Annotated in this window: 6 protein-coding genes; 4 read left to right on the forward strand and 2 right to left on the reverse strand. The window is 67.0% G+C overall.

What is annotated here, in order from left to right:
• Positions 1 to 240 precede the first annotated feature (240 nt).
• A complete protein-coding gene (locus H4O10_RS17040; protein ID WP_049452547.1) occupies positions 241 to 2022 on the reverse strand; it encodes a peptidoglycan-binding protein in 1782 nt (593 codons plus the stop codon).
• Between the two features lie 42 nt (positions 2023 to 2064).
• Complete coding sequence (locus H4O10_RS17045) at positions 2065 to 2484, reverse strand: lysozyme inhibitor LprI family protein (RefSeq protein WP_219630397.1); 420 nt, start codon at positions 2482 to 2484, stop codon at positions 2065 to 2067.
• A gap of 220 nt (positions 2485 to 2704) precedes the next feature.
• Here H4O10_RS17045 and dusA point away from each other — a divergent pair, with 220 nt between their 5' ends.
• The 4 genes from dusA (at position 2705) to H4O10_RS17065 (ending at position 6531) form a co-directional block, all read left to right on the forward strand.
• A complete protein-coding gene (gene dusA, locus H4O10_RS17050; protein ID WP_033833505.1) occupies positions 2705 to 3736 on the forward strand; it encodes a tRNA dihydrouridine(20/20a) synthase DusA in 1032 nt (343 codons plus the stop codon).
• 213 nt (positions 3737 to 3949) lie between these two features.
• The gene (locus H4O10_RS17055) at positions 3950 to 4324 is read left to right on the forward strand and encodes a hypothetical protein (protein WP_005407693.1); all 375 of its coding nucleotides are present in this window, start codon (positions 3950 to 3952) and stop codon (positions 4322 to 4324) included.
• A 73-nt stretch (positions 4325 to 4397) separates the two neighbouring features.
• Positions 4398 to 5081, forward strand: a complete 684-nt coding sequence (locus H4O10_RS17060) for a response regulator transcription factor (protein ID WP_004136763.1) — start codon at positions 4398 to 4400, stop codon at positions 5079 to 5081.
• A gap of 25 nt (positions 5082 to 5106) precedes the next feature.
• Positions 5107 to 6531, forward strand: a complete 1425-nt coding sequence (locus H4O10_RS17065; protein WP_032953760.1) for a sensor histidine kinase — start codon at positions 5107 to 5109, stop codon at positions 6529 to 6531.
• Positions 6532 to 6987: the final 456 nt, after the last annotated feature.

Below are 6987 nucleotides of genomic sequence, written 5' to 3' on the forward strand. Positions count from 1 at the left end.
CGGGTACTGACCACTTAGGGAAAGCTCCGGACGGACTTATCTGTCGTCAAAGCGTCGACGCGATCAAACCGGATCGGCTACACCTCGAGGCCGACTCCCTCGAAGCGTGGGCACGCTCCGAGGCGCAAGACCTCGCATTTGCGACAATCCTCGACGCACCTCAACCAATGCCCCCGTCGGCCTCAAGCCGACGAGGGGTGAGCAAGGTAATGGCACTCGCAGGCCCGTGGGCCCGCTCTCTTACGCCATCATGGCCCGCGGGCCGTGCTGCTGGGTCTGCTGGTCGATCTTCTGCTGCTCGCGCTGCTGATCGCTCACCTGCAACGCCCGCTCGCTGTTCTCCTGCACGCTCTGGCGCATCGCGTCAGCGGTCGATACCGGCGCGGTATTGCGGTTCAACGCGCTTTCGTCATGCAGCGCATTGGCCTGCACCGCGCGCGCCATCGAGCCATCCTGGTTCAGCTCAACGCGATCAACCCGGTACAGGCCGGCACGTGCAGCTTCCACGGTAAGCGCAGCGGCCAGCTTCTCGCTGTGCTCGCCGGAGGGCAGGCCACGCGCTTCCTCGGCGAACTTCACCTGCACCAGGGTCTCGGTGTACAGCCAGTTCTGCGGGCTGCGCGGGTCGGACATCGGGTACACCGTCTCGCGCGCAGGCTCGGCCGCGGCCTGCTGCTCCTGGGTGTTGCCCTGTGCCTGCGCACGCTGCTGCACTTCATTGGCCAGCGCCTGGCGGGTTTCCGCATCGGCAATGCCGGTCGCAGGCAGGCCATGCTGCTGCTGGAACGCGTTGATCGCATGGCGGCTGCCACCGCCCAGATAGCCGTCGCTGCCGATGGCCTGACCCTTGGCGTCGGTCAGCCCCAGCGCGGCCAGGTTGCCCTGGAGTTCGCGCGCGTCGCGGTCGATCGCGGCCAGCGTGGCTGGCCCGGCCTTGCCGTCCACCGGGTCCAGATTGTGTGCGCGCTGGAAGTCTTCCACCGCCTTGCGGGTGGTGGCATCGAAGCGCCGGTCCGGATTCAGCGTCTGCTGGCCGCCATCACTGGCATAGCCCAGCGTGACCAGATTGCTCTCCAGCTTCAGCACGTCACGGCCGCTGGACCCTTCCTTCAACGTCTGCGAACCGGCCTGCTGGCGCGGTGCGCCGATCTGGTCCAGCGCCACCATGATGTCCGCATCGTTGTGCTCACCGGCGGGCGAGTAGTCGCGGCTGCTGACCTTGGCATGGGCGCGGTCCATTGCGTCCTTGTTGTTGGCGTAGGCATTTTCGTAGCGCACGGCGATGTCGCCGGCCTTGGGCGCGTCGAAGTACTGGTAGGTCTCGCGGATCTGCCCGGCCTTCGCGCGCAGCGCCTCGTAGTCACCGCCTTCTTCCAGCACCTTCTGCAGCTTGGGCAGCTGGCTGGGCAACTGGTTGGCGGTCTTGGCGATCAGGCTGATCGCTTCGAAGCGGTTTTCCTCGGCGATGCCGCTGCCGTGTGCGTCCACCATCGCCATGCCGATCCGGGTGGCGTTGCGCACCTGCGGGTAGTCGATGTTCGCGTGGATCCACTGCTTGCCCTCGGCCGAACCGGCCCAGGCGTTGATGCTGTCGCGCGTGTTGGTATCGATGAACTGGATCGAGCTGCGCCCGCTCAGGCCATTGCCGTGGCTGAGCAGGTCGCGGCGCAGGTCGGCGTGGTCCTGGGTGAACGGCAGGTTGTGCGCCTTGGCATAGCTGCTGGCCTGATCGATCACGGCGTCGACATAGGTCGTCTCGCCCGCCTTCAGTGCGTGGCCGTCGATGGCGCCCAGCGCCCACTCGCCGCGCTGGCCGAAGTCGACCTGGATCGCGCCCAGGCTGTAACCGCTGTTCTGCGCGACTTTGTTCACTGTGCCCCAGTGCGGTTCGGTCACGCCCTGGGTGATGCCGGCGATGGCCAGATGGTAGGAGGCGGGACCCCCTTCGGTACCACGGCCGACGGCGAAATACACGGCGCCGGAGGTGGCATCGAGATCATGGGTATCGATGTTGGTTGGCATGTCTTACATCCTTGTGCAGTCAGAGGGTTTGCCCCTCAAGGGTCAGTCCAGCAGCTGCAGATACTTCTGCAGCTGGTCGGCACGCGCGCTCAGGCGCATCACATCGTTCAGCTCGCCCTGCAGGTTGCCGGGCTGCGAATCGTCGTACAGCGCGGTATCCAGTTCGCTATCGCGGCTGCGCGACTGCAGCCACGCGCGCTGGGCATTCACCAGCTTGGTCTTCTTTGCGCCACTCAGCTTTGCCTGCAGCTGGCGGTAGGCCTGGTTCAGGCGCTGGTCCTGGCGTGCGCTTTCCGAGGTCAGGCAGGCGGCCTGCTCGATCGCACCCTGTGCCTTGTCACGGCAGGTGGTGAAGGCCGGGCTCAGCCCGGTGGCCGCCGGTGCTGCGGTTGCCGTGCCGATGGCCAGTACGGCGACCGCCAGCGCGGTGGCGAGGGTCCTGCTCAAACGCTTGTGCTGCATCATCTGCTCCACACGTCCAATCCATTGCGAGCGACGGACTATAGCGGCGTCAATATTTCGTCGTCGTCAACGAATCGCGACAACTGTGACCGGTTGCCCGTCATTGTGGGGTGGCGCCGCCCGGCCTGCGGACGGCCCTCGGGCCCGGGCGCCCCAGCGCTATCCGGGCGCCAGCCGCCGCCATTCAGCCGAGCGGTGTAAACTATTGATCTCACTGACAATGCCAGTCTCCACGATCAACACCCCGATGACGTCCGCCACCGCCCGTTACGCTGATTCCCTGCGCCTGTCCGTTGCCCCGATGATGGACTGGACCGACCGCCATTGCCGCGTGTTCCATCGCGTGCTGGCGCCGGGTGCACGCCTGTACACGGAGATGGTGCACGCCAACGCGGTCATCCACGGTGACCGCGAGCGCTTGCTCGGCTTCGACCGCAGCGAACAGCCGCTGGCGCTGCAGCTGGGCGGCAGCGATCCGGCCCTGCTGGCGCAGGCTGCGCGCATTGCCGCCGAGTGGGGATACGACGAGGTCAACCTCAACTGCGGCTGCCCGTCCGACCGCGTGCAGGCCGGGCGTTTCGGCGCCTGCCTGATGCGCGAGCCGGTACTGGTGGCCGAGTGCGTGGCGGCCATGGTCGATGCGGCCGACATCCCGGTAACGGTGAAGTGCCGCCTGGGCGTGGACGAGGACAACGACTACGACGTGTTTGCCAGCTTCGTCGACCGCCAGGTCGCCGCTGGTGCGGCGATGGTGGTGGTGCATGCGCGCAACGCGTGGCTGAAGGGCCTGTCACCGAAGGAGAACCGCGAGGTTCCGCCGCTGAAGTACGACTGGGCCTACCGCCTGAAGCAGGAACGCCCAGCACTGCCGGTGGTGATCAACGGTGGCCTGGCCAGCATCGAGGCGGTACAGGCGCAGGCCGCGCACGTCGATGGCGTGATGCTGGGCCGGGCGGCCTATCACGACCCCTATCTGCTGCATCAGCTGGAGGCGCTGCACACCGGCGCCCCGCTACAGGCACGTGGTGACCTGCTGCGCGCGATGCGCCCCTACATCGAGGCGCGGCTGGGCGAAGGCCTGGCGCTGAAGCACATCACCCGCCACCTGCTCGGCCTGTTCCATGGCCAGCCCGGTGGTCGCGCCTTCCGCCAGGTGCTGAGCGAGGGCGCACACCGCCCGGGCGCCGGCTGGAGCCTGATCGAACAGGCCTTGGCGGTCACCGAACGCGAAGCTGATCGCGCCGCGGCGTGACGTCGGTCACGGTCCTGACTTGACAAGGGGCGGCGATTCGTCCCGAATGTTCACCTAGATGAACGACGCGAGCGCAGGGCCGGAAAAGTTCAGACCGGATTCACTGCCCCAAACCAAGAATTTGCAAAGGATTTGTAAAGCGCCGGGTCCCGAACCCGGCTCCCGGATTTACGACTTTTGAACGAATCGCCGTGCTCGGCTAGGATCGCATCGATGTCTTCCGCTCCCTTCCATCGCCGCATTGCCCTGGCCACCTGCGTGGTGCTGGCGGCTGCGCCGCTGTCTTCGGCGCTGGCGCAACAGCCGCCGCGCGGCGATCAGGGGCGCGCGGAGATGATGGAGCGGGGCGAGCGCGGTGGCCGTGGCGACGAGCGCTCGCTGTCCGATGCCGTGCGCCGCGTGCAGCGCACCACCGGCGGCCACATCCTCGGCGCCGAGCGCGTGCCGTTCGATGGGCGTGACATCAACCGGGTGAAGTACATGGACGACCGGGGCCGGGTCCGCTACATGGACGACCCCGCACCGTCGCGTTCACAGCCGCGCACGCCGCGGTCGGATATGTCATCACTACGCGGCGATAACCCCTGAACAGGGATAGTTGTCGCTATCAACCCGTACCCCACAGGCCTCCGGGCCACACCCAGGACACTAGGGAGAGTTCATGCGTATCCTTCTGGTCGAAGACGAAGCCCCGCTGCGTGAGACCCTGGCAGCCCGGCTCAAGCGCGAAGGCTTTGCCGTCGATGCTGCGCAGGACGGCGAGGAAGGCCTCTACATGGGGCGCGAAGTTCCGTTCGATGTCGGCATCATCGACCTCGGCCTGCCCAAGATGTCGGGCATGGAGCTGATCAAGGCCCTGCGTGACGAAGGCAAGAAGTTCCCGGTGCTGATCCTGACCGCGCGTTCGAGCTGGCAGGACAAGGTCGAAGGCCTGAAGCAGGGCGCCGACGACTACCTGGTCAAGCCGTTCCACGTTGAAGAGCTGCTGGCCCGCGTCAACGCGCTGCTGCGCCGCGCCGCCGGCTGGAGCAAGCCGACCCTGGAATGCGGCCCGGTCGCCCTGGACCTGGCTGCGCAGACCGTCAGCGTGGCCGGCAGCAATGTCGACCTGACCAGCTACGAATACAAGGTGCTGGAGTACCTGATGATGCACGCCGGTGAACTGGTCTCCAAGGCCGACCTCACCGAGCACATCTACCAGCAGGACTTCGACCGCGACTCGAACGTGCTGGAAGTGTTCATCGGCCGCCTGCGCAAGAAGCTGGACCCGGATGGCGAACTGAAGCCGATCGAGACCGTGCGCGGCCGCGGCTACCGTTTCGCGATTCCGCGCAACGAGGGCTGAGCCGGCTCAGCCTGGCGAGACCATGATGTCCGGCCGTCTGTGGTTCTTCCGACGCTGGCGGCCGCGCTCCCTGCAGGCGCGCCAGATGCTTGCCGCGTCCGTGGGCCTGGTCGCGTTCCTGGCCCTGGCCGGTTACGCACTCGACGCCGCCTTCGCCGATACGGCGAAGGCGAACCTGCGTGAGCGCCTGAAGAACTACGCCACCGCGTACGCGGCCGGCATCGACTTCACCCGCGACCGCTCGCTGTACATCCGCGAGCAGCCGCCGGATTCGCGCTTCGACGTGCCGGGCAGTGGCCTGTACCTGCAGGTGGTGATGCCGCACGGCAAGGGCAATTCGATGTCCGCCGAAGGCCCGATGCTGCCCACCGTCGGCGGCGGCCTGCTGGCGCCACGCCAGGAAGTGTTCGAAGGCCCGCTGCCGATGATCCAGATCGACGGCAGCCAGGGCTCGGTGTACCGCTATGGCCTGGGCCTGGTGTGGGACGCCGACGCCGACCCGGCCACCGAATTCCCGTACACCATCTATGTGATGGAAGACTCGCGCGCGTTGGGCGCGCAGCTGCGCGTGTTCCGTGGCCGTGTCTGGTTCTACCTGGGCGGCATCGGCCTGATCCTGCTGCTGCTGCAGACCGTCATCCTGCAGTGGAGCCTGCGTCCGCTGCGTCGGGTGATCACCGAGCTGACCAAGGTGCAGCGCGGCGAGACCGAGCGCATGAGCGAGCGCCACCCGCGCGAGCTGGAACCGCTGACCGACAGCATCAACGCCTTCATCGAAAGCGAGCGCGAGAACCTCGAGCGCCAGCGCAACACCCTGGCCGACCTGGCACACAGCCTGAAGACGCCCATTGCGGTGCTGCGCACGCAGATGGACAGCGGCGCGGGCGATGGCGCGCTGCGAGAAGAGCTGGACGTGCAGCTGCAGCGCATGAACAACTTGGTTTCGTACCAGCTGGCACGTGCTGCGTCGTCGGGCCACAAGCTGTTCTCCGCGCCGCTTCCGATCGAGTCCAACGCCGAGGAAATCGTGCGTGGCCTGGAGAAGGTCTACGCCTCCAAGGGCGTGCTGTGCGAGTTCGACATCGATCCGGCCGCGCGCTTCCACGGCGAACCGGGCGACCTGCAGGAACTGCTCGGCAACCTGCTGGAAAACGCCTTCAAGTGGGCCAACCGCCGCGTGCTGCTGACCGCGCAGCCGCTGCCGGCACCGAACGCGCGCCGCGCAGGCCTGCTGCTGGCGGTGGACGACGATGGCCCGGGTATCGCCCCGGACGACATCGGCAAGGTGCTGCAGCGTGGCGTGCGTGGCGACGAGCGCGTGCAGGGCCACGGCATCGGTCTGTCGATCGTGCAGGACCTGATCAAGGATTACCGCGGCGAACTGGCCGTCGGCCGTTCCAGCGAACTGGGCGGCGCCCGTTTCGAAGTGCGTTTGCCGCCAGGGCCGTAAACCTTCGCAATCGGTAGTGCCGGCCGCTGGCCGGCACCCTCATGATCTAGTGCCGGCCGCTGGCCGGCATCCTCATGATCTTCGGTGGCATTGCCAGGTTGCCGGCCAGCGGCCGGCACTACCGTGTTTCGATCTTTGGCGGCTCGCCATAGAACCGCCGCAGCCGCGCGTTCCCGTCCGCCGGGCGTCGCCTGACGCAACAGCGTGTGGTATTCCGGTAGTGCCGGCCGCTGGCCCGCATCCTCATGATCTTCGGTGGCATTGCCAGGTTGCCGGCCAGCGGCCGGCACTACCGTGTTTCGATCTTCGGCGGCTCGCCGTAGAACCGCCGCAGCCGCGCGTTCCCGTCCGCCGGGCGTCGCCTGACGCAACAGCGCGTGGTATTCCGGTAGTGCCGGCCGCTGGCCGGCATCCTCATGATCTTCGGTGGCATTGCTAGGTTGCCGGCCAGCGGCC

Source organism: Stenotrophomonas sp. I18B00994 (assembly GCF_014145825.1).
Classification (GTDB): Bacteria; Pseudomonadota; Gammaproteobacteria; order Xanthomonadales; family Xanthomonadaceae; genus Stenotrophomonas; species Stenotrophomonas maltophilia.